General features: G+C 61.8%; 18 protein-coding genes. 2 read left to right on the plus strand and 16 right to left on the minus strand.

Features of this window, described 5'->3' with window-relative positions; genetic code table 11:
- Positions 1-4 precede the first annotated feature (4 nt).
- The 15 genes from K1X80_RS19355 to leuC all read right to left on the minus strand — a co-directional run bounded on the left by K1X80_RS19355 (position 5) and on the right by leuC (position 17,786).
- Entirely contained in the window at positions 5-1,216 is a 1,212-nt protein-coding gene (locus tag K1X80_RS19355; RefSeq protein WP_220172422.1) for an O-succinylhomoserine sulfhydrylase, read from the minus strand.
- A gap of 67 nt (positions 1,217-1,283) precedes the next feature.
- Positions 1,284-2,789, minus strand: coding sequence for an amidophosphoribosyltransferase (gene purF, locus K1X80_RS19360; protein WP_057438614.1), 1,506 nt, complete (start codon positions 2,787-2,789; stop codon positions 1,284-1,286).
- A 41-nt stretch (positions 2,790-2,830) separates the two neighbouring features.
- Positions 2,831-3,388 carry a CvpA family protein gene (locus K1X80_RS19365; protein ID WP_057438613.1) on the minus strand — a complete coding sequence of 186 codons (558 nt, stop codon included), beginning with the start codon at positions 3,386-3,388 and terminating at the stop codon, positions 2,831-2,833.
- 249 nt (positions 3,389-3,637) lie between these two features.
- On the minus strand, positions 3,638-4,303 hold the full coding sequence (locus tag K1X80_RS19370; RefSeq protein WP_057438612.1) for an SPOR domain-containing protein: 666 nt from the start codon (positions 4,301-4,303) through the stop codon (positions 3,638-3,640).
- Entirely contained in the window at positions 4,287-5,594 is a 1,308-nt protein-coding gene (gene folC, locus K1X80_RS19375; RefSeq protein WP_220172423.1) for a bifunctional tetrahydrofolate synthase/dihydrofolate synthase, read from the minus strand. Before folC ends, K1X80_RS19370 begins: the two co-directional genes overlap by 17 nt.
- Positions 5,591-6,511 (minus strand): acetyl-CoA carboxylase, carboxyltransferase subunit beta, encoded by a 921-nt coding sequence (accD, locus tag K1X80_RS19380; RefSeq protein ID WP_038442050.1) that lies wholly within the window; start codon positions 6,509-6,511, stop codon positions 5,591-5,593. The genes folC and accD overlap by 4 nt, the downstream gene beginning before the upstream one ends.
- A 244-nt stretch (positions 6,512-6,755) precedes the next feature.
- A complete protein-coding gene (locus tag K1X80_RS19385; RefSeq protein WP_057438610.1) occupies positions 6,756-7,388 on the minus strand; it encodes a phosphoribosylanthranilate isomerase in 633 nt (210 codons plus the stop codon).
- A 64-nt stretch (positions 7,389-7,452) separates the two neighbouring features.
- Positions 7,453-8,277, minus strand: coding sequence for a tRNA pseudouridine(38-40) synthase TruA (truA, locus tag K1X80_RS19390; RefSeq protein ID WP_057438609.1), 825 nt, complete (start codon positions 8,275-8,277; stop codon positions 7,453-7,455).
- A 238-nt stretch (positions 8,278-8,515) separates the two neighbouring features.
- Complete coding sequence (locus tag K1X80_RS19395; protein ID WP_220172424.1) at positions 8,516-11,080, minus strand: FimV/HubP family polar landmark protein; 2,565 nt, start codon at positions 11,078-11,080, stop codon at positions 8,516-8,518.
- Between the two features lie 162 nt (positions 11,081-11,242).
- Entirely contained in the window at positions 11,243-12,253 is a 1,011-nt protein-coding gene (locus K1X80_RS19400; protein WP_057960178.1) for an aspartate-semialdehyde dehydrogenase, read from the minus strand.
- Between the two features lie 235 nt (positions 12,254-12,488).
- Entirely contained in the window at positions 12,489-13,601 is a 1,113-nt protein-coding gene (gene asd / locus K1X80_RS19405; protein ID WP_057444111.1) for an aspartate-semialdehyde dehydrogenase, read from the minus strand.
- Between the two features lie 64 nt (positions 13,602-13,665).
- Positions 13,666-14,748 (minus strand): 3-isopropylmalate dehydrogenase, encoded by a 1,083-nt coding sequence (leuB, locus tag K1X80_RS19410; protein ID WP_057438607.1) that lies wholly within the window; start codon positions 14,746-14,748, stop codon positions 13,666-13,668.
- Positions 14,749-14,801: 53 nt separating this feature from the next.
- The gene (locus K1X80_RS19415; protein WP_057960179.1) at positions 14,802-15,566 is read right to left on the minus strand and encodes a class I SAM-dependent methyltransferase; all 765 of its coding nucleotides are present in this window, start codon (positions 15,564-15,566) and stop codon (positions 14,802-14,804) included.
- 146 nt (positions 15,567-15,712) lie between these two features.
- Positions 15,713-16,357: a 3-isopropylmalate dehydratase small subunit gene (leuD, locus tag K1X80_RS19420; RefSeq protein ID WP_057438605.1), complete on the minus strand. Its 645-nt coding sequence runs from the start codon at positions 16,355-16,357 to the stop codon at positions 15,713-15,715.
- A gap of 10 nt (positions 16,358-16,367) precedes the next feature.
- Entirely contained in the window at positions 16,368-17,786 is a 1,419-nt protein-coding gene (leuC, locus tag K1X80_RS19425; RefSeq protein WP_057438604.1) for a 3-isopropylmalate dehydratase large subunit, read from the minus strand.
- A gap of 146 nt (positions 17,787-17,932) precedes the next feature.
- Between leuC and K1X80_RS19430 the strand changes: the two genes are divergently transcribed.
- Together K1X80_RS19430 and K1X80_RS19435 are read left to right on the plus strand one after the other, a co-directional pair.
- Positions 17,933-18,823, plus strand: a complete 891-nt coding sequence (locus tag K1X80_RS19430) for a LysR family transcriptional regulator (RefSeq protein ID WP_057438603.1) — start codon at positions 17,933-17,935, stop codon at positions 18,821-18,823.
- Positions 18,824-18,886: 63 nt separating this feature from the next.
- Positions 18,887-22,165 carry an EAL domain-containing protein gene (locus tag K1X80_RS19435; protein ID WP_057960181.1) on the plus strand — a complete coding sequence of 1,093 codons (3,279 nt, stop codon included), beginning with the start codon at positions 18,887-18,889 and terminating at the stop codon, positions 22,163-22,165.
- A gap of 41 nt (positions 22,166-22,206) precedes the next feature.
- Here the strand turns inward: K1X80_RS19435 and K1X80_RS19440 are convergent, their stop codons facing one another.
- On the minus strand, positions 22,207-23,526 hold the full coding sequence (locus tag K1X80_RS19440; RefSeq protein ID WP_220172425.1) for a hypothetical protein: 1,320 nt from the start codon (positions 23,524-23,526) through the stop codon (positions 22,207-22,209).
- Between the last annotated feature and the right edge of the window lie 18 nt (positions 23,527-23,544).

Raw genomic sequence — 23,544 nt, forward strand, 5'->3', positions numbered from 1 at the left:
TCGATCACAAGGCAGCCAGCCCGCGAGCCAGGTCGGCCTGCAAGTCAGTCACATCTTCCAGGCCAACGGCAACACGGATCAGGCTGTCGCGGATACCCGCGGCTTCAAGCTCCTGCGGTGCCAGGCGACCATGGGAAGTGGTGCTTGGATGGGTAATGGTGGTTTTGCTATCACCCAGGTTGGCGGTGATGGAGATCAGGCGTGTCGCGTCGATAAAGCGCCACGCGCCCTCTTTGCCGCCCTTGACCTCGAAACTGACCACGGCCCCGAAGCCACGCTGCTGACGCTGAGCCAGCTCGTGTTGCGGGTGGCTCTTCAAGCCGGCGTAGTGGACTTTCTCGATGCCGTCCTGCTGCTCCAGCCACTCGGCCAGGGCCTGGGCATTGGCGCAATGGGCCTTCATCCGCAGGCTGAGGGTTTCCAGGCCCTTGAGGAAAATCCACGCATTGAACGGGCTCAGGGTCGGGCCAGCGGTGCGCAAGAAGCCCACCACTTCCTTCATCTGCTCGCCGCGGCCGGCCACCACGCCGCCCATGCAACGACCCTGGCCGTCGATGAACTTGGTGGCCGAATGCACCACGATATCTGCGCCGAGCTTCAGTGGCTGCTGCAGGGCCGGCGTGCAGAAGCAGTTATCCACTACCAGCATCGCGCCCTTGGCGTGGGCCACTTCGGCGAGAGCGGCGATGTCCACCAGCTCTGCCAGCGGGTTGGACGGCGACTCGACAAACAGCAATTTGGTATTGGCCTTGATGGCCGCATTCCAGCCAGAAAGGTCCGCCAGCGGCACGTAGTCGACTTCAATGCCAAAGCGCTTGAAGTACTTTTCGAACAAGCTGATGGTCGAACCAAACACACTGCGCGACACCAATACGTGATCACCGGCGCTGCACAGGCTCATCACCACGGCGAGGATCGCCGCCATGCCGGTAGCTGTGGCGACCGCCTGCTCTGCCCCTTCCAGCGCCGCGATGCGCTCTTCGAAGGCGCGCACCGTCGGGTTGGTATAGCGGGAGTAAACGTTACCCGGCACTTCGCCAGCAAAGCGCGCCGCCGCGTCCGCCGCGGTGCGGAACACGTAGCTGGAGGTGAAGAACATCGGGTCACCGTGTTCACCTTCCGGCGTGCGGTGCTGGCCGGCGCGCACAGCCAGGGTATCGAAAGCCACACCATCGAGGTCGCTGTCCAACCGACCGGCATCCCATTCCTGACTCATGCTGCCACTCCTTCACTCAAATTCTTTATTTAACATACAAAACCGGCCCCTCAGGGCCGGTAGTTACTCAGTTGTTGTACAGATCGATGATCGCGCTGACCGCCTGGGTCTTGATCTTCGATGAGTCGTTACGCGCCTGCTCAATCTTGTTCAGGTACGCCTCGTCGACATCACCTGTCACGTACTTGCCATCGAAGACCGCGCAATCGAACTGCTCGATCTTGATCTTGCCGCCGCCAACCGCTTCGATCAGGTCAGGAAGGTCCTGGTAAATCAGCCAATCGGCACCGATCAGGTCGGCTACATCCTGGGTCGAACGATTGTGCGCAATCAGTTCGTGGGCGCTCGGCATGTCGATACCGTACACGTTCGGGTACCGCACGGCAGGCGCAGCAGAACAGAAGTACACGTTCTTCGCCCCGGCTTCGCGAGCCATCTGGATGATCTGCTTGCACGTGGTGCCACGCACAATGGAGTCATCCACCAGCATCACGTTCTTGCCGCGGAATTCCAGCTCGATGGCATTGAGCTTCTGGCGTACCGACTTCTTGCGAGCCGCCTGGCCCGGCATGATGAAGGTGCGGCCGATGTAGCGGTTCTTGACGAAACCTTCGCGGAACTTGACGCCCAGGCGGGTAGCCAGCTCCAGCGCGGCGGTGCGACTGGTGTCCGGGATCGGGATCACCACGTCGATGTCATGCTCAGGGCGTTCGCGCAGGATCTTCTCGGCGAGCTTCTCACCCATGCGCAGACGCGCCTTGTACACCGAAACACCATCAATGATCGAATCCGGACGCGCCAGGTAGACGTGTTCGAAGATGCATGGGGTGAGTTTCGGGTTGATCGCGCACTGACGGGTATGCAGCTTGCCGTCTTCGGTGATGTACACCGCTTCGCCCGGCGCCAGGTCGCGCACCAGGGTGAAGCCCAGTACATCCAGGGATACGCTTTCGGAGGCGATCATGTACTCGACGCCTTCGTCGGTGTGACGCTGGCCGAACACGATAGGACGAATGCCGTGCGGGTCGCGGAAACCGACAATACCGTAGCCGGTGATCATTGCCACGACCGCGTAGCCGCCTACGCAGCGGTTATGCACGTCAGTCACGGCAGCGAACACATCTTCTTCGGTCGGCTGCAACTTGCCGCGCTGGGCCAGTTCGTGGGCGAACACGTTGAGCAGCACTTCCGAGTCGGAGTTGGTGTTGACATGGCGCAGGTCAGATTCGTAAATCTCCTTGGCCAGTTGCTCAACGTTGGTCAGGTTGCCGTTGTGCGCCAAGGTAATGCCGTACGGCGAGTTGACGTAAAACGGTTGAGCTTCGGCCGAAGTCGAGCTACCGGCAGTCGGATAACGCACATGGCCAATGCCCATATGCCCGACCAGGCGCTGCATGTGACGCTGATGGAACACATCACGTACCAGGCCATTGTCCTTGCGCAGGAATAACCGGCCGTCATGGCTGGTCACAATACCGGCAGCGTCCTGGCCGCGGTGCTGGAGGACGGTTAGCGCGTCATACAGCGCCTGATTGACGTTCGACTTACCGACGATACCGACGATGCCACACATGCGACGCAACCCCTACTTAATGAATCTTGACTGAACAATACTTACTGCGGCGCGTTGCCGGGCAAGAGATGTTCCTTGAACGGAAGATCAGCGGGTACGCTGATACCGCTGGCCAGCCACTGACTGCTCCACCCCAATATGAGGTTCTTGGACCAATCTGCAACCAATAGAAATTTTGGCACGAGACTCGACTCCTGCCACCATGCATCCTGCTGTACCGGACCCAGGCTCAACAGCCCGACCGCAACGACCACCAGCAACGCGCCACGCGCGGCACCGAAGGCCATGCCGAGAAATCGATCGGTCCCGGAGAGGCCGGTGACACGTATCAATTCGCCGATAAGATAATTGACCATTGCTCCCACCAGCAGCGTGGCGATGAACATGATGGCGCAGCCCGCGATGACGCGAGCCGAAGGTGTTTCGATATAACCGGCCAGATAAACGGCCAGGGATCCGCCGAACATCCAGGCGACGACTCCTGCAACGATCCAGGTCAGCAGCGACAATGCTTCTTTGACGAAGCCGCGGCTTAGACTGATCAATGCGGAGATGGCGATGATGGCTACGATCGCCCAATCAACCCAGGTAAATGGCACAGTGCAGCCTACAGACGGATAAGGCGGCGCATTTTAGCAGAGCGCTGGGCTATCGGTAAGCGGTGTTTGGCAGTCCATTGCAAATCAATGGGTTGTGGCAAGCCATGGCCACCTCAAGTCAGGCAAAAACCAATGTGGGAGCGGGCTTGCCCGCGATAGCGGCGTGCCAGTCAACTAAACTATCGACTGGTCCACCGTCATCGCGGGCAAGCCCGCTCCCACACAAGCCTGCATACACATTTGGATGTTTCAGCCGCGCTCTGGCTGGAAGCGCACCACAAAGCCCTTCAGGTTCTGCTGGCGACCCAGCAAGTCCCGCAGGCGGTCAGCCTCGGCACGCTCGATCAGCGGACCGACAAATACCCGATTCTTGCCATTGGCAGTTCGGATATACGCGTTATAACCCTGGCTGCGCAGGGTTTTCTGCAAGGCTTCGGCGCTTTCGCGATTGGACAGGCTGGCGAGTTGCACCGACCAACTGATCGGCAGGCCATTCGGATCAATACGGCTTTGCCCCACATCAGGCTTGCCCGGGGCTGCGGGCTGCGGTGCGACCGGTTTCGGCGCAGGAGCAGGTGCAGCCGGCTTGGCGGCAACCACAGGCGCAGGAGCAGGAGCAGGTTTTACCACCGGCACACTCGGCTGGATCGGCGCCGAAGGTGCTTGCTGTTCGGCAATTTCCGCATCGGTCGGCACCGGTTCTTCCTCGGGCAACGCCTGCGGCTCAGGCACCACTACCGGCTCGACCTGGACCTGCGGCATCACCGGCGCCTGGGGCGCCGCCGGTGCTTCGACCGTAACCTGGCGCTGCTCGTCCTGGCGAGAAAACAGCATCGGCAGGAAAATCACCGCCAATGCCACCAGAACCAGGGCTCCGACCATTCGCTGCTTGTATGCGCTATCCAGTAATGCCATGTGCAGCTTCCTCCGTGGAGCGCCGGGCCAACCACTCAAGCGCCTCGGCAACACAATAAAATGATCCGAACAACAGAATCTCGTCCTCGGCCGTTGCCACCGCGCATTGAGCCTCCAATGCAGCGGTTACGCTTGCATGGGACGTCACCGTCGCGCCAAGGTTCTGCAACACCGCCTGCACATCATCCGCCGTACGGGTGCGCGGCGTATCCAGCGGGGCGACGGCCCAGGACTGCACACTGCCCAGCAAAGGCGCGACCACACCGTCCAGATCCTTGTCCGCCAGCAGGCCGAACACCGCCAGACGCCGACCCGCCGGCGCCTGGAGCGACAAACGACGCGCCAGGTACTGCGCAGCATGGGGGTTATGCCCGACATCCAGCAACAGGTTCAAGCGCTTGCCTTGCCACTCGAACGAGCGACGATCCAGGCGCCCGACCACCTGCGTACGCTGCAAGGTATCGGCAATCTGCCCGGCATTCCACGGCAGATCCAGCAACAGGTAGGCCTGCAGGGCGAGCGCGGCGTTTTCCATGGGCAGGTTCAGCAGCGGCAGGTCGTGCAGCTCGACACCCTGGCCCCGCGCATCGACACCGTGCCACGACCAGCGATCGCCTGCCACTTCCAGGCCGAAGTCCCGGCCCCGCAGGAAAAACGGGCAATCCAGCTCGCGCACCTTATCCAGCAAGGTATGGGGCGGGTCCACATCACCGCACAGCGCCGGCTTGCCCTGGCGGAAGATCCCGGCCTTTTCATAGGCCACGGATTCGCGGGTATCGCCCAGGTAGTCAGCATGATCCACGCCAATGCTGGTCACCAACGCGAGGTCGGCATCCACCACATTGACGGTATCCAGACGACCGCCCAGGCCGACTTCCAGCACCACCGCATCCAGTTGCTCACGCTCGAACAGCCAGAACGCGGCCAGGGTGCCCATCTCGAAATAGGTCAGGGAGGTTTCGCCACGTCCGGCATCCAGCGCCGCAAAGGCTTCACATAACTGCTCGTCAGTGGCTTCGACGCCATTGAGCTGCACACGCTCGTTGTAACGCAGCAAGTGCGGCGAGCTGTAGACGCCCACCTTCAGGCCCTGGGCCTGCAGCAACGCGGCGACGAAAGCGCAGGTAGACCCCTTGCCGTTGGTGCCAGTGACCGTGATCACCCGTGGCGCCGGCCGACCCAACCCGAGGCGGGCCGCTACCTGTTGCGAGCGCTCCAGCCCCATGTCGATGACTGACGGATGCAACTGCTCGAGGTAGGCGAGCCATTCGCCCAGGGTTCGTTGGGTCATAGGTTTGCAGGCACCGGCGGCACAACGATGGGCTCGACCTTAGGCGCGACGTACACCGGGGTCGGCAAACCCATCATCTGTGCCAGCAGGTTGCCCAGGCGTGGACGCAGCTCGGAACGGGCAATGATCATGTCGATGGCGCCGTGCTCCAGCAGGAACTCGCTGCGCTGGAAGCCTTCCGGCAGTTTTTCACGTACGGTCTGCTCGATCACGCGAGGGCCGGCAAAGCCGATCAGCGCCTTGGGCTCGCCGACAATCACGTCGCCCAGCATCGCCAGGCTGGCGGAAACGCCGCCGTAGACCGGGTCGGTCAGGACCGAGATGAACGGGATACCTTCTTCACGCAGACGCGCCAGTACCGCAGAGGTCTTGGCCATTTGCATCAGCGAAATCAGCGCTTCCTGCATCCGCGCACCACCGGAGGCGGCGAAGCAGATCATCGGGCAACGGTTTTCCAGGGCGTAGTTGGCGGCGCGCACAAAACGCTCACCGACAATGGCGCCCATCGAGCCACCCATGAAGGAGAACTCAAACGCCGACACCACCACTGGCATGCCCAGCAGCTTGCCGCTGACGGAGATCAGCGCGTCTTTCTCGCCCGTCTGCTTTTGCGCAGCGGTCAGGCGGTCCTTGTACTTCTTGCCGTCGCGGAACTTGAGGCGGTCCACCGGTTCCAGGTCAGCGCCCAGCTCGGCACGGCCATCGGCGTCGAGGAAAATGTCGATACGGGCGCGGGCGCCGATACGCATGTGGTGATTGCACTTGGGGCAAACGTCCAGGGTCTTTTCCAGCTCCGGGCGGTACAACACCGCGTCGCAGGAGGGGCACTTGTGCCACAGACCTTCAGGGACCGAGCTTTTCTTCACCTCGGAACGCATGATCGAGGGGATCAGTTTGTCTACTAACCAGTTGCTCATGCTTTCTTTCTCCAGTACCGGTGGCTTGAACACAGCCCCGCGTATGCCCTTGAGCTAAATTCATTGATGTGGCGATAACAACTGCAGGACGGGGTCAGACGTTCGACCAGCCATTTCCTGCACCTGCCCTCAGCCTTCCAGACAACCCGCCAGTGCGTGGTTGCCACTTCATTGGCGCCGCCCGAGGGCAACGCCGGCCTGTTTTACACAGTGGTAGTTACTGACGGCGGCAGACTGCCAGCCGTCACATCGCGCCACTGCTGCTGCGCACTGCCTGCATGAATGCGTGAATCTTGCCAGAGTCCTTGATGCCCTTGGCCTGCTCCACCCCGCCACTGACGTCGACGGCATACGGGCGAACCTGGGCAATGGCCTGCGCCACATTGTCAGCGCACAAGCCACCCGCCAGGATGATCGGCTTGCTCAAGCCCTGGGGGATCAGCGACCAATCGAAGGCCTCGCCGGTACCGCCAGGAATGCCCTCGACATAGGCATCGAGCAAAATCCCGCTGGCCCCGGCGTAGGCGGCACAACTGGCGGCGATATCGTCCCCGGCCTTGACCCGCAGCGCCTTGATATACGGGCGATGGTAGCCGGCGCACTCCTCCGGGGTTTCGTCGCCATGGAACTGCAACAGGTCCAGGGGCACCGCATCCAGGGTTTCATTGAGCTCGCAGGCGCTGGCGTTGACGAACAGCCCCACAGTGGTCACGAACGGCGGCAAGCCGGCAATGATCGCCCGGGCCTGTTGCACCGTTACCGCCCGCGGGCTCTTGGCATAAAACACAAAGCCAATGGCGTCAGCCCCCGCCTCGACTGCCGCCAGCGCGTCTTCCATGCGGGTAATCCCGCAAATCTTGCTGCGAACGCCTGACATATCGTCGGAACCTCAGGGGGCTGTCCAGGAAAGTCCCGGATGGTAACAAATGCTTTTCCGGGCGTCAGCCGCCAAGTTCAGTGAAACCAGTGAGGAAGTGTGGCCCGATGAAACGCTGCGGCAACTCGAACTCGTCGCGGTACTCCACCTCCACCAGGTACAGGCCGAACGGGTGCGCCGTAACCCCGCCGGTACGCCGCACCCGGCTCTCCAGCACCTCCCTGGCCCACTCCACCGGGCGCTCGCCGGTGCCGATGGTCATCAGCACCCCGGCGATATTGCGCACCATATGGTGCAGGAACGCCCCGGCGCGGATATCCAGGACAATCATCTTGCCGTGACGGGTCACCCGCAGGTGGTGGACTTCCTTGATCGGCGACTTGGCCTGGCACTGGCCGGCGCGAAAGGCGCTGAAATCGTGGATCCCCACCAGATGCTGGGCCGCTTCAGCCATGCGCTCGGCGTCCAGCGGACGGTGGTTCCAGGTGATTTCTTCGTTCAAGTGCGCCGGACGGATCTGATCGTTGTAGATCACATAGCGGTAACGCCGGGCAATCGCCTTGAACCGCGCATGGAAGTGCGCCGGCATAACCTTGGCCCAGCTGACACTGACATCGTGGGGCAGATTGATATTGGCGCCCATGACCCACGCCTTCATCGAACGCTCGGCCTGGGTGTCAAAATGCACCACTTGCCCGCAGGCATGTACGCCCGCGTCGGTGCGCCCGGCGCACATCAATGAAACCGGCGAGTCGGCGACCTTCGACAGGGCCTTCTCCAGGGTTTCCTGCACGGTCGGCACGCCAGAGGCCTGGCGCTGCCAGCCGCGATAGCGCGAGCCTTTGTATTCCACGCCCAGGGCGATTCTGAAAAAGCCGGCGGCCGCCATTTCGGCGGCCGCGTTATCTATATTTGCCAAGAGCTGAGAGCCTGATAGTTGCGCAAAGGCGGCCATTATAAAGTGCCAGGCCTGGGCCTGGGGCATTTTGTGGGCGCTGGCTTGCCTGCGATAGCCGCGCCTCGTTTTTACTGAGGGACCGAGTCGCCTCTATCGCGGGCAAGCCCGACTCCCCCATTTAAATGCAAAACGGCGACCCGAAGGCCGCCGCTGCGTTAATTGCCGGTAATCACACCAGGCGGCTGAGCATTTCCTTGGCTTCGCTACGCTGGCCGTCGTCACCCTCAGTGAGGACTTCGGCCAGGATGTCACGCGCACCGCCCTCATCGCCCATGTCGATGTAAGCCTGGGCCAGGTCGAGTTTGGTGGCAACTTCGTCGGTACCCGACAGGAAATCGAATTCCGGCTCATCGTCGCCCTTTGCCGCATCTTCAGCGGTGAAGCTCGGTTCGATCGACGGGCTTTCCAGGCTCTGCGACAGACGTTCCAGCTCGGCGTTGACGTCGTCAAGCTCCGAGGCGAATGCGTCCGGCTTGCTCGATGATGCAGGCTCGTCGGCCAGGGACAGGTCGAAGTCTTCCGGCAGGTCAAAGTCATCCAGCGCAGCTGGCGTCAGGGTGGGCGGCTCGACCGGCGGCAGGTCCTTCATCTCTTCTTCCAGGCCCGAGAGGAAGTCATCGTCGGACTGGGAGGCTGGCGCATCCAGCTGCAAGTCGAGGTCAAAGTCGGACAGATCGTCCGGGCTGGCCTTGGCCTCGGTTTGCTGCTGCAGCACCGACTCAAAGCTCAGGTCATCGACCTCGGGCTCCGGCGCGACCACTGCCGGCGACGCGGCTTCCAGGTCATCCAGGCTCAGGTCGAAATCATTGTCGAAAGCATCGGTTTCAGGCGCGGGAGCAGGCGCCGGCTCTTCCTGGAGCAGATCCTTGACGTACTGCGCATCAAGCGCGGCGGCGGCGACCGCAGCACTGACGCCCGCCGCGAGCACGGCCATGGCCGGGTAGCGATTTTTCAACAGCTCGACCTGGGCGTGGTTCTCGCCATTGGCGACCAACTGGCGCTCCTGGGTCACGAAACCGTCCTTGTCGCCCTGCTGGCCGTAGACTTCCAGGAGCTTGAGGCGCAGGTCACTGCGCGCGGGCTCCAGCTTGATCGCCTCTTCCAGCACGGCGGCTGCCTGGTTCAAGTGACCACGGTCCAGATGGGACTGGGCCTGGGCCAGGGCATCGGAGGAACCGGGTTCGATGATCAGTTTGCTTGGCGGCGCCATGCTGGTCGCCGGGGCAGGCACTGGCACCGGCGCCACGGCAACCGGAGCTGGAGCTGGAGCTGGAGCTGGAGCTGGAGCCAGCTTGACGCTTGCCGCCGGGACTTCAAGGCCCTCGAAACTGTCCAGAGACAGGTCCTGCTCAATATTCGAGGAAAATTCCGGCTCTTCGGCCAGCGCCCGCGCCATGCGCAGGTGTTTTTCCTCTTCCAGGCGCGCATTGCGATGGCGCGCCCATAGCAGCAGGAGCAACAACACCAGGAGGCCGGCGGCACCACCGATCACCCCGAGGACGATAGGGTTCGTCAGCAGGTCATTGAACTTGCCTTCGGTGCTGGCCACTGGCGCAGGCTCAGCCGGGGTTTCCACTGGCGCGACCACCGGCGCTTCGGCAGCCGGAGCAGGGGCAGCAGGCGCGGTCGGCGCCGCAGCCAGTTCGGCAGGGATTACAGCCGGCTGCGCCGGGGCGCCGCCTTCAGCCTGCAACTTGGCCAGTTGGTTGTTTTTCAACTCAATCAGCCGCTGCAGTTTGTCCAACTGACTTTGCAGGTCAGTCATGCGGCTTTTCAGTTCTTCATTTTCGCGGCGGGTCGAATCCAGGCTTTCCTGGGTCACCGCCAGCTTGTTGTTCAAAGCCTTGCTATCACCCGCCGCGCCCTTGACGCCCGCCTTGGCGGCTTCGGCCGAGACCAGGCTCAGGTTGTCCTTCGCTGCCGTCTGCGACGGCGCTGCGCCGGCCTGGGTGCGTTTGGTCGCATCCAGTTGCTGGCGCCCCGCTGCCTGATTGTTAGCGCCACGGCGCCCCTGGCGCCAGGCCGCATTCTGCGCGGTCACTTCGGCGATCGCCTCGGGCTGCGGCAGACTGGTGCTTTGTACCGGGTCCGGCATGCGCAATACCTGGCCGGTCTTCATGCGGTTGATGTTGCCGTCGACAAAGGCTCCCGGGTTCAACGCCTGGATCGCCAGCATGGTCTGCTGGATCGAGCCGCCATTGCGATTTTTTGCGGCGATTTCCCACAGTGTGTCGCGAGAAGTCGTGGTGTATTCCGCCGCCTTGGTCACACTGGCAGCAGCAGGCGGCGCAAGACGGGGTGCCGGGGCGCTGGCCCCAGGGGCTTTTTGCTCGAACTTGGCCGGGTCCAGCAAGACGCTGTAGTCACGCATCAACCGACCATTCGGCCATTGCACCTGCAACAGGAAGCGTACATAGGAATCGGGCAATGGCTTGCTCGAGGTGACACGAACCACGCTGCGACCGCTGGGGTTGAGCACCGGGGTAAAGGTCAGCTCATCGAGGAACGCCTGGCGATCGACCCCCGCATCCACAAAGGCCTGGGAAGACGCGAGGCTGGGCACGATATCGGAGGCTGTCAGCCCGCCCACGTCGAGCAGCTCGATCTCCACCGACAGAGGCTGGTTCAACTTCGACTTGAGGGTCATCTCCCCAAGTTGCAGCGCTTGCGCCATACCGGAGGACAGCGCCGAGGCGGCCGCTATTGCTAACACCAGTTTGCGAACTTGAACCATAGCCTCATCCTTTGTTTGAACACTCCTCGGCCGGCGAGAAGGTTGGGTACCGCTGCCATTCGGCATGGCGAGCCGATAGTTCACCGACGCGCAACTTTTCCTGCATGGGGCCAAGCATAGCGCTTGGCTAGAATCAATCTACAAATTGCCGCCAAGTATCTTTTACACAAGGTGTTTTATCAACAACTGTGCCAGTTGCACGGCGTTAAGCGCCGCGCCTTTGCGTACGTTATCTGACGTCAGCCACAAGTTTAGTTCCGCCGGGTCGTCGATGCCGGCACGCACCCGCCCCACGTAGACCACGTCCTGACCGACCGCATCCCCAACGGCTGTAGGGTAATCGCCCTCTTCCACCAGTTCGATGCCCGGCGCCGCTTCCAACGCGCGATTCACTGCGCCCAGGTCCACAGCGCCCGCCAGTTGCAGGGACACGCTCAGGCTATCGCCAAAAAACACCGGAGCTTGAACGCAGGTCGCGGAAATTTTCAGTAACGGTAGTTCAAGCAGGGCGCGCAGTTCGTGGACCAGGCGCTTTTCCAGGGCAGTGTGGCCCTGCGCATCCGGCGTGCCGACCTGGGCCAACAGGTTGAAAGCCATCTGCCGGTCAAAGAATTTGGGTTCCAGGGGCCGTACATTCAGCAGCTCGGCGGTTTGCCGGGCCAGTTCGCTGACGGCTTCACGGCCCTGGGCGGACACCGCCAGGTTAGCGGTGACGCTGACGCGCTGGATATCCAACAGCCCCCGCAGCGGCGCGAGGACCACTGCCAGATGGGTGGCGCAAGGGCTTGGGCTACCGAGCTGGAATGGCTTTTTCAAACCGTCCAGCATCTGGGCATTGGCTTCCGGCACCACCTGGGGCGCCTGTTCGGCCGGCAAGGCGCCGGACAGGTCGATCAACGAGCAACCCGCCGCAGTGGCGCGGGGGGCGAAACTCAAGGTGACCGCCGGGCCGGCGGCGAAGAAAGCCAGTTGCACCTTGCTGAAATCAAATTCATCGACTTCCCGCACCCGCACATTTTTGCCGCGAAACGGCACCGACGCGCCGGCCGACTCGCTACTGGCCAGCAGGTGCAAGGTGCCTACCGGAAAATCCAGTTCTTCGAGGATCTGCACCAGGGTTTCGCCAACCGTACCGGTGGCGCCGATCACGGCGATATCAAAGGTCTGGGTCATGGAGGCTGCCTCGGGCATTGCGGGGGGAGCGGCACTTTACCGGGTGGTGGGGAGTGAGGCAATGATCGTTCCCATGCTCTGCGTGGGAACGCTGCCGTGGACGCTCCGCGTCCATTCCTGAGGCTGTGACGCGGAGCGTCAGGGGAGGCATTCCCACGCGGAGCGTGGGAACGATCAGGCATAAAAAACCCGCGCCTGTCACCAGAACGCGGGTTTCTTCAACACCACAAAGCGATCAACGCTCCAGCAGGATCCGCAACATCCGGCGCAGCGGCTCGGCCGCGCCCCACAGCAGCTGGTCACCTACAGTGAAGGCGCCCAGGTACTGGGTGCCCATGTTCAGCTTGCGCAGACGGCCCACCGGTACATTCAGGGTGCCGGTGACCTTGGTCGGGCTCAGCTCCTGCATGCTGATTTCGCGGCTGTTCGGCACCAGCTTGACCCATGGGTTGTGCTGGCTGATCAGCCCTTCGATGTCGGCGATCGGCACGTCTTTGTTGAGCTTGATGGTCAGCGCCTGGCTGTGGCAGCGCATGGCGCCGATCCGCACACAGATACCGTCCACCGGGATCGGGTTCTTGAAGCGCCCGAGGATCTTGTTGGTCTCGGCCTGGGCCTTCCACTCTTCGCGGCTCTGGCCGTTCGGCAGTTCCTTGTCGATCCACGGGATCAGGCTGCCGGCCAAGGGCACGCCGAAGTTCTCGGTCGGGTAGGCGTCGCTGCGCATGGCCTCGGCCACACGGCGGTCGATATCGAGGATCGCGCTGGCCGGGTCAGCCAGTTGATCGGCGACGGCCGCGTGGGTCGCGCCCATCTGCTTGATCAGCTCACGCATGTTCTGCGCGCCGGCACCGGAGGCCGCCTGATAGGTCATGGCGCTCATCCACTCCACCAGCCCGGCTTCGAACAGGCCACCCAGGCCCATCAGCATCAGGCTGACGGTGCAGTTGCCGCCGACATAGTTCTTGGTGCCGGCGTCAAGCTGCTGGTCGATGACCTTGCGGTTGACCGGGTCGAGGATGATCACCGCGTCGTCCTGCATACGCAGGCTGGACGCGGCGTCGATCCAGTAGCCCTGCCAGCCGGCTTCGCGCAGCTTGGGGAAGACTTCACTGGTGTAGTCGCCACCCTGGCAGGTCAGAATGACGTCGAGGGTCTTCAGCTCTTCAATGTTGTAGGCGTCCTTGAGCGGGGCGATATCCTTGCCCACGGACGGCCCTTGGCCACCGACATTCGAAGTGGTGAAAAACACCGGCTCAATAAGATCGAAATCCTGCTCTTCCAGCATCCGCTGCATGAGCACGGAACCGACCATACCGCGCCAACCGATCAGACCTACACGTTTCATCGCAACTACACCTTGTTAAAAAGTGGGCCGCCTTGCAGCAACAACTGCAAGCGGGCCAGAGAGATTACAGATTCCGCAGCGCGGCGACTACTGCGTCGCCCATTTCCTGCGTCCCGACCTTGGTGCAACCCTGTGACCAGATGTCGCCGGTACGCAGGCCCTGGTCCAGCACCAGGCTCACCGCCTGCTCGATGGCATCCGCCGCTGCGCTCAGGTTGAAGCTGTAGCGCAACATCATCGACACCGACAAAATGGTCGCCAACGGGTTGGCAATGCCCTGGCCCGCGATGTCCGGCGCCGAACCGTGGCACGGCTCGTACATGCCCTTGTTGTTGGTGTCCAGGGACGCCGACGGCAGCATGCCGATGGAACCGGTGAGCATCGAAGCCTGGTCGGACAGGATGTCGCCAAACAGGTTGTCGGTGACGATCACGTCGAACTGCTTGGGCGCACGCACCAGTTGCATGGCGGCGTTATCCACATACATGTGGCTCAGCTCGACGTCCGGGTAATCCTTGGCCACTTCTTCGACGATTTCGCGCCACAGTTGGCTGGACGCCAGGACGTTGGCCTTGTCCACCGAGCAGACCTTCTTGCCACGCACACGGGCCATGTCGAAACCGACACGGGCGATGCGGCGGATTTCGCTCTCGCTGTACGGCAGGGTGTCGTAGGCCTGGCGCTCGCCATTCTCCAGCTCACGCACGCCCCGTGGCGAGCCAAAGTAGATGCCACCGGTCAGCTCACGCACGATCAGGATATCCAGGCCCGCCACCACTTCCGGCTTGAGGCTCGACGCGTCGGCCAGTTGCGGATAGAGGATCGCCGGGCGCAGGTTACCGAACAGGCCCAGTTGCGCACGGATCTTCAGCAGGCCGCGTTCTGGGCGGATGTCGCGTTCGATCTTGTCCCATTTCGGCCCGCCCACGGCGCCGAGCAGCACGGCGTCGGCAGCTCGGGCGCGGTCGAGGGTTTCATCGGCCAGGGGCACGCCGTGCTTGTCGATGGCGGCGCCGCCGATCACGTCGTGGCTCAATTCAAAGCCCAGGCTGTACTTGCTGTTGGCCAATTCCAGGACCTTGACCGCTTCGGCCATGATTTCCGGGCCAATACCGTCGCCAGGGAGAATCAGAATCTGCTTGCTCATGAGTTCCTCATTTCATCAAGCGACCCGCCCGTGGGCAGGTCGGGAAAAATTAATCAGCGCTCAGCGAACACCACCAGCACGTCGGTGCTGAAGGTGCCGTCGGCTTGAATTTCATAGTAATCGCGCACTTCCTGGCCCATCGCCTGCTGCAACGCCAGGATTGCTGCGCGCAATACGGGCGGGGTGCGCATGCGCTCGACCCACGAGGTGTATTCCAGGCGCAGGCGCTGTCGACTGCTGTTGCGCACATGCAGGCCGGCTTCGTTGAGCTGGCGCATCCACTCGCCGGCGCAATAATCGCGCACATGGCTGGTGTCGCGCAGCACTTCGACGGTTTGCAGGTAAGTGTCCAACAGCGGGCTGCCCGGTGACAAGACATCGACAAACGCCGCCACGCCGCCCGGCTTGAGCACCCGGCGCACTTCGCGCAGGGCCAGGCCGAGGTCGCTCCAGTGATGGGCCGAGTAGCGGCTGAACACGAAGTCGAACTCGCCATCGGCGAATGGCAGGCGCTCGGCGGCGCCGTGCAGGGTGCGGATGTTGTCCAGACCGCGCTCCACGGCCGCCGCCGCGACCACGTCGAGCATCTGCTGGGACAGGTCGTAGGCCACCACTTCCTTGACCAGCGGTGCTACATGGAAACTCACGTGACCGGCGCCACAGCCCAGGTCCAGCAGGCGTGCCGCGCCCTGCCCGGCCAGTTCGGCCTGCAGCAGTGCGAACTCGGTGCCCTGGGCGTGCACGGCACTGCTCAGGTAGGCCGAGGCCTGTTCGCCGAATTGTTTTTGCACGACTTGGGTGTGGGCGGTGCTGGTCATGGTGATGTTCCTGGCTTTTGTGGTGTTCATACAGGCCCTTTCGCGAGCAAGCCCGCTCCCACATTTGAGCGCATTTCAACTGAAGGAACTCGGTCGAATGCGAGAGCGGGCTTGCTCGCGAAGGGGCCAGTCCAACCTACATAGAATCAGGCATCACGAAACAACCAAGGCTGGCTGGCCCGGTGCTTGGCTTCAAACGCGGCAATCGCCTCGCCGTCCTGCAAGGTCAGGCCGATATCGTCCAGGCCATTGATCAGGCAGTGTTTGCGGAAGGCATCCACTTCAAAGTGGTACACCTTGCCATCCGGACGGGTCACGGTCTGCGCGGCGAGGTCGACGGTCAACTGGTAGCCGACATTGGCTTCCACTTGCTGGAACAACTCGTCCACTTCGGCATCGCTCAAGATGATCGGCAGCAAGCCGTTCTTGAAGCTGTTGTTGAAGAAGATGTCGGCGTAGCTCGGCGCAATAATGCTGCGAAAGCCATATTCTTCCAGGGCCCACGGCGCGTGTTCACGGCTGGAGCCGCAACCGAAGTTTTCCCGGGCCAACAACACGCTGGCGCCCTGATAGCGCTCGGCGTTGAGCACAAAATCCTTGTTCAACGGGCGCTTGGAGTTGTCCTGGTAGGCGTAGCCCACGTCCAGGTAGCGCCACTCATCGAACAGGTTCGGGCCGAAACCGGTGCGCTTGATCGACTTCAAGAACTGCTTGGGGATGATCTGGTCGGTGTCCACGTTGGCACGGTCCAACGGCGCGACAAGACCGGTGTGTTGGGTAAAAGCTCTCATCGGGTATTCCTCAGATCAATTCGCGAACGTCGATGAAACGACCGTTGACGGCAGCGGCGGCGGCCATGGCCGGGCTGACCAGGTGGGTACGGCCACCGGCGCCCTGACGCCCTTCGAAGTTACGGTTGGAGGTGGACGCGCAATGCTCCCCCGACTCCAAACGGTCCGGGTTCATCGCCAGGCACATCGAGCAGCCCGGCTCACGCCATTCAAAACCGGCTTCGAGGAAGATCTTGTCCAGCCCTTCGGCCTCAGCCTGGGCCTTCACCAGGCCCGAACCTGGCACCACAATGGCTTGCTTGATGGTCGAGGCCACTTTGCGGCCCTTGGCGATCACCGCCGCGGCGCGCAAGTCTTCGATCCGCGAGTTGGTGCAGGAACCGATAAACACGCGGTCCAACTGGATGTCGGTGATCGCCTGGTTGGCTTTCAAGCCCATGTACTTCAAGGCGCGCTCGATGGAGCCGCGCTTGACCAGATCGGCTTCCTGGGCCGGGTCCGGCACGTTCTGATCAACGGCCAGGACCATTTCCGGCGAGGTGCCCCAGCTGACCTGTGGCTTGATCTGGGCCGCGTCGAGCTCGACCACGGTATCGAACACCGCGTCGGCGTCGGACACCAGGTCTTTCCAGGCCTCGACGGCAGCCTCCCACTCGGCGCCAGCCGGTGCGAAAGGTCGGCCTTTGACGTATTCCACGGTTTTTTCATCCGCCGCGACCATGCCCACCCGGGCACCGGCTTCGATGGACATGTTGCAGATGGTCATGCGGCCTTCGATGGACAGGTCGCGAATCGCGCTGCCGGCAAACTCGATGGCATGCCCATTACCGCCAGCGGTACCGATCTTGCCGATCACGGCCAGCACGATGTCCTTGGCGGTCACACCGAACGGCAACTTGCCTTCGACGCGCACCAGCATGTTCTTCATTTTTTTGGCGACCAGGCACTGGGTCGCGAACACATGTTCCACCTCGGAGGTGCCAATGCCGTGGGCCAGGGCGCCGAATGCACCGTGGGTCGAGGTGTGGGAGTCGCCGCAGACCACGGTCATGCCCGGCAAGGTCGCGCCCTGCTCCGGGCCGATCACGTGGACGATGCCCTGGCGCACGTCGTTCATCTTGAATTCGGTGATGCCGTACTCGTCGCAATAGTCGTCGAGAGTCTGGACCTGCAAGCGCGAGACCTGGTCGGCAATGGCTTCGATGCCGCCCTTGCGCTCCGGGGTGGTTGGCACGTTGTGGTCCGGGGTGGCGATGATCGAGTCGACGCGCCAAGGCTTGCGCCCGGCCAGTCGCAGGCCTTCGAACGCTTGGGGCGAGGTCACTTCGTGGATGATGTGACGGTCGATGTAGATCAGCGACGACCCATCATCGCGCCGTTTCACTTCATGGGAATCCCAGAGTTTGTCGTAAAGCGTTTTGCCGGCCATCAGTCGGTCCTCATCAGCGTCTTTCTATGCCCTGGGCGTTGAACGATTCAATAACCCTTTGGCTTGTGAGGCTGATGCTATGGCGTTACATTAAATAACTCAAATTCATATTTTTTATGCTTTGGATAACCAACTGGAATACCACTATGGACCTGGCCAACCTCAATGCCTTTATTGCCATCGCCGAAACCGGCAGCTTCTCCGGGGCCGGAGAGCGCCTGCACCTGACGCAACCAGCGATCAGCAAGCGCATTGCCGGCCTTGAGCAGCAATTGAAGGTGCGCTTGTTCGATCGGCTGGGCCGTGAGGTCGGCCTGACAGAGGCCGGACGCGCCCTGCTGCCCCGTGCCTATCAGATCCTCAATGTGCTGGACGACACTCGCCGCGCCCTGACCAACCTGACCGGCGAAGTCAGCGGGCGCCTGACTCTGGCGACCAGCCATCACATCGGCCTGCACCGCCTGCCCCCGGTATTGCGCACTTTTACCCGGGAATACCCGAATGTGGCCCTGGATATTCAGTTCCTGGACTCGGAAGTGGCCTACGAGGAAATCCTCCACGGCCGCGCCGAAGTGGCGGTCATTACCCTGGCCCCGGAGCCCCACAGCCTGGTGCGGGCCACCCCGGTGTGGGACGACCCCCTGGATTTCGTGGTGGCGCCCGAACACAGCCTGGCCAGTAACGGCACCATCAGCCTGACCGACATTGCCCGGCACCCGGCGGTATTCCCCGGCGGCAACACCTTTACCCACCATATCGTGCACCGCCTGTTCGAGGCCCAGGGCCTGACGCCGAACATCGCCATGAGCACTAACTACCTGGAAACCATCAAGATGATGGTCTCCATCGGCCTGGCCTGGAGTGTCTTGCCACGCACCATGCTTGATGATCAAGTGGCCAGTATCGCTTTACCGGGCATACAGCTCAGTCGCCAGCTAGGCTATATCGTGCACACCGAAAGGACGCTGTCGAACGCTGCGCGGGCTTTCATGAGCCTATTGGATGCACAGGTTGATCCGGCCGCGACGCCGGCATGAGGCCGTGCGGCCTGTAGACCCTGTTCCCGCGCCGAATGCCCATCGAGCCAAGGCCCCTTGATAATGCCCAACCCCGTCGATCCCGTGCCGCCGCTGCCCCGCATCCACGCCCTGGACCCCCAGCAGGCGGAACAAAGCTGGGAAAATGCCCCGCAGCTGTTGGCGGCGCTCAATGCCGCACGGCTCGGTGCCTGGAGCTGGGATATCGACTGCGGGCGGATCAGTTGGTCGCGCGGCACCCAGGCGCTGTTCGGTTTCGACCCCCGGCAGCCATTGCCCAAGGACCTGGACTACCTCGACTTGCTGGCCGCCGAAGACCGCGGCCGCGTGATCCGCGCGTTTCACGCGGTCCTGGCCGGCGCGCCCTTCGAGCAAGCCATGCATCACCGCATCCAGTGGCCGGACGGCAGCCTGCACTGGCTGGAAATCAACGGCAGCCTGCAGCCGGATGCCTCGGGGCGCCGCCGGATGATCGGGGTGATCCGTGAAACCACCCAGCAGCGCGAGCGCGAACATGCCCTGGGCCACTCGGAAAAACGCTTCGCCACGCTGTTCCACCTGTGCCCGAACATGGTCCTGCTGACCCGCCAGGAAGACGGCCTGATCAGCGAGGCCAACCAGTATTTCGAAAGCCTGTTCGGCTGGCCGGTCAACGATGCCATTGGTCGCACCACCCTCGACCTGGGGCTGTGGGTCCACCCCGAGCAACGGGCCCTGTTGGTCAGGGCGACCCAGCGCAAAGGCGAACCGATCACCATGGAGGTGCAATTTCGCGCCAGCAATGGGCAAATCCATGACGGCACCCTCAGTGCGCAAAAGGTCGAACTCGACGGCCAGGCCTACCTCATCAGCACCTTCCTCGACACCACCGAGCGCAAGAACGCCGAGCAGGCTCTCAAGGACAGTCAGGAGCGCCTGGACCTGGCCCTGGACTCGGCCCAACTGGGCACCTGGGACTGGCATATCCCCAGCGGCATGCTTTATGGCTCGGCGCGGGCCGCACAGTTGCACGGCCTGGATCCGCACCCGTTCCATGAGTCCTTCGATGCTTTTTTTGAAGGCATGCCCGATGAAGAGCGCGCCAGCATGCGCGATGCCTATCGCACCCTGCGTGAAGGGCCAGCCGGCAACTACCAGCTGACCTACCGCGTGCAACTGGGAGACGGCAGCTCGCGCTACCTGGAAAGCCGCGCCCGCCTGTATCGCGACGCCCAGGGCGCGCCGCTGCGCATGGCGGGCACCTTGCTGGATATCACCGACCAGGTCGAACGTGAACAGCGCCTGAGCGCCTCCGAAGAAAAGTTCGCCAGCCTGTTCCTCGCCAGCCCCGACCCGATTTGCGTAACCACTCTGGCCAGCGGCGAATTCGTTGAAATCAACCCCAGCTTTACCCAGACCTTTGGCTGGAGCGCCGCCGAAGTCATCAACCACACCGCCGAGCAGATCGGCTTGTGGGATGAGCCGACCCAACGCCTGCAGCGCATCGAGCAAGTGATTCGCGAACAGGCGCTGAACAATGTGGCCATCATCGTCCATCACAAAAATGGCCAGCGCCTGACCTGCATGATTTCCAGCCGGTTGATCAAGGTCGGCCACCAGCGCTGCGTGGTCACCACCCTGCGCGATATCACCCAGCAACAGCGCTCGGAGGCGGCGCTCAAGGCCAGCGAAGAAAAGTTCGCCAAGGCCTTCCATTCCAGCCCCGACGCCGTGTCCATTACCGAGCGCGACACCGGGCGCTACGTGGAGGTCAATGACGGTTTCTGCCGCCTGACCGGCTACCGCGCCGAGGAAGCGATCGGCCTAACCCTCTACCAGATCGGTATCTGGGCCGACGAAAACCAGCGCACCACGTTGTTGGCCGAATTACAGGTCAAAGGCCGCATCCATCACATGGACATGCTCTGGCACAACAAACGCGGCGAGTTGCTGGCGGTGGAGGTGTCGGTCGAGCCGATTACCCTCAATGAAACGCCGTGCCTGCTGCTGACCGCACGGGATGTGAGCCTGCTGAAAAGTGCGCAGGCGCAGATCCGTCACCTGGCTTATCACGACCCCCTGACCAACCTGCCCAACCGCGCCCTGCTGATGGACCGCCTGAGCCAGCAGATCGCCTTGCTCAAACGCCACAACCTGCGGGGCGCGCTGCTGTTTCTGGACCTGGATCACTTCAAGCACATCAACGATTCCCTCGGCCACCCGGTGGGCGACACCGTGCTGAAAATCGTCACCGCACGCCTGGAAGCCAGCGTGCGCATGGAGGACACGGTGGCGCGCCTGGGCGGCGATGAGTTCGTGGTGCTGCTCAGCGGCCTGGAGGGTTCGCGAACTGAGGTCAGTAAACAGGTGCAATTGCTGTCCAACACCCTGCGCGAGTTGCTGTCTGAGCCGATGTTTCTCGATGGCCAGCGCTTGCAGGTCACCCCCAGTATCGGCGTGGCGCTGATCCCCGATCACGGCTCGACGCCGGCAGACCTGCTCAAGCGCGCGGATATCGCCCTGTATCGGGCCAAGGACTCGGGGCGCAACACCACGCAGATGTTCCATAACAGCATGCAACGCACTGCCAGCGAGCGCCTGCGCATGGAGACGGATCTGCGCCTGGCGTTATCACGGGGCGAGTTCAGCGTGCATTACCAGCCCCAGGTGGATGCCCGGGACAATCGCATTGTCGGCGCCGAGGCCCTGGTGCGCTGGCAGCATCCGCAACTGGGCGCACAGTCACCCACAGAGTTCATCAAGGTTCTGGAGGACAGCGGACTGATCCTTGAGGTCGGCACCTGGATCCTCGACGAAGCCTGCGCCGCGTTTGCCCGCCTGATCGCCGAAGGCCTGGTGGAGCCGGAAGGCTTCAGCCTGTGCGTGAATATCAGCCCCCGGCAGTTTCGCCAGAACGACTTTGTCGAACGGGTGGAGCGCAGCCTGACGCAGCATCACTTGCCGTTCAGCTTGCTGAAACTGGAAATCACCGAAGGCATTGTGATTCAGAATCTGGACGACACCATCAGCAAAATGCGCCGCCTGAAAAAGCTCGGGGTCAGCTTTGCCATGGACGATTTCGGCACCGGTTATTCATCCTTGACCTACCTCAAGCGCCTGCCGGTCGATGCGTTGAAAATCGATCAGTCATTTGTGCGCGACGCCACCCACGACCCCAACGACGCCGAGATCATCCGCGCGATCGTGGCCATGGCGCGCAGCCTGAACCTGGAGGTGATTGCCGAAGGTGTGGAAACCCCTGAGCAACTGGCGTTCCTGCAAGGCCTGGGCTGCCATTTGTATCAAGGCTATTTGCACAGCCGGCCATTGCCCCTGGAGGCATTTACGCTGCTATTGAGGTAAGCGCAGGGAGAGCGCCAAATACCCTCAGCCCTGCACCTGCCTTACACCAACTTCAACGCACGCAGGAAGTAGTCCTGCCATTGCGATTGGACCAAATTGCACTTTTGCCCATACATATCCAGCATCCCGCCAATGACCACCACCGAGTGGTGGGAGTTGGCCAGGGTACCAATCGCCCCATTTATCAGTTCTTTTACCGTGCTTTCACGGACATAGGCCGACAGCCCAAGCCTGCGCAGCGCCGCTCCCGGATACTCACCGTCGTTCAGGGTTTCCATGGCCATCTCAAAACTCTGACGAGCACGGCCGTCGTTGTTCTCCCACTGCGCGCGCTTTGCACTCGCGGCGTACAAGAAATTGGCATCGGCCAGCAATGACGGATTGGTGCCCTTCAAGTTGGAGGCTGCCTGGGCCTTTCTCAGCTCATCATGGGTCAGGGTCAACTTATAAGAATCTCTCATGACCACTTCATAGCCTTCAGCGGTGACCGTGACCTTTTTAAAGATGTCTTGCGGGCGTTGCCCAAACCTCATCATCGCCGCCTTGATCGCTGATACGGTGACACAGTTGCCTTCTACCCCTTGATAAAAGCCACTCCAGATATCAGCGGGGGGGACACCCACGGGCGCACGGGATAACTTCAGCGCACCTGTCTCGAGACTTGCGGGCGATGCCTCCGGCGCCTGCGTGTCATTGAACAACATATACCCGTAACTTCGATCAACTCTTTGCTTGTGTCCGTAGTTATGCTGGGTGTTATCCATGACAAAGGCCGAGCCAAAATTATGTGTCTCCACCACACCCAACGCGCCGCTGGCGGCCATATCAGTAGTGGGCACAAACTGGGCAAAACCAATCATTCCCATGCCCCGCAGGCAGTTCTGCGTGGTTTCGCCTTCAAGGCTCTTGCGTAAGGTCTGCTCGAAACTGCCATATTCCCCGGTTTGTTGTTTACGCTTGGCAAACGCCGCCAGCACAACATTGGCATCGGCAATGGCCGAACTGTCATTGCCAGCAAATCGCGATGCCTTCGCCGTCAGTTTTAGTTCCTCTTTGGAAATATGCACCTTAAACTCATCTTTCATCGTGATGTCATAACCATCCCCCGCGACTTTCACTTCCTCAAACATATCCCGTGGGTTTTGACCAAATGTCATCATCATCATTTTAATAACCGCCGCATGGGTGCTGCTATCAAAGCACTCACCAAAACCACGCGGGGTGGCGGTAAAAGCATTCAAGATATCATCGGGTTTCTTGCCACGTTTTATCGACAACTCACCTGAGGAAAAACTATTGGCCGGCTCAAGAGCTGCCCTATAACCATCAGTAAATAACGGATTAAACATACTTACATTCATGACACCCCCTACCCACAA

Origin of the sequence: Pseudomonas sp. So3.2b (assembly GCF_019464415.1) — a bacterium.
GTDB classification, from domain to species: Bacteria; Pseudomonadota; Gammaproteobacteria; order Pseudomonadales; family Pseudomonadaceae; genus Aquipseudomonas; species Aquipseudomonas shahriarae.